1 pseudogene is annotated in these 611 nt (G+C 57.1%); it reads right to left on the reverse strand.

Annotated elements, in window-relative coordinates:
* A pseudogene (locus GOX01_RS12785) lies at positions 1 to 611 on the reverse strand (transposase); the annotation flags it as partial.

The raw sequence follows: 611 nt of genomic DNA on the forward strand, positions 1-611 counted from the left end.
GGCGGCATCCGTTGTCTTCCATTTTCGGATGAACCGGAATTTCCGATCGATGGAAACATGGGACTTGTAGCCCAAGAACGGAATGGCGAGGTCCGTGGCTGGGATCGTCCCGTCATCCTGCCGCTTCGCTTTGGTGAACTTCAGTGTCCAGCGCGCATGACGATCCTTGTGCGACAACTTTGCGGGTTTGTCCTGCCAGTCTTCAGGAATACGTCCTGCCCGGAGATCCGCTTTTTCAGCGTTCGTATTGCGCTGCTTTGGAGCCGCTACCAATGTCGCATCCAGGATCTGGCCGGACATCGGCAGATAACCGGCGTTACGCAGGGTGGCGTCAAAGCGCTCGAACAGCTTCTGGACGGCGCCAGCCTCAGTCAGACGCTCACGGAACAGCCAGACCGTTTTGGCATCGGGCACCCTATCTGACAGTCCCAGACCAAGGAAGCGCATGAACGACAGGCGGTCGTTGATGAGATACTCCGTCCGTTCGTCGGACAAATTGTTCAGGGTCTGGATGACCAGGATCTTGAACATCAGTACCGGATGAACGGGGGACGGCCGCCTTTGATCCTGTCTGAATAGGCCAGAGCCTTCTCCAGATCAGGGCGGAAAGC

Origin of the sequence: Gluconobacter oxydans (assembly GCF_006539685.1) — a bacterium.
Classification (GTDB): Bacteria; Pseudomonadota; Alphaproteobacteria; order Acetobacterales; family Acetobacteraceae; genus Gluconobacter; species Gluconobacter oxydans.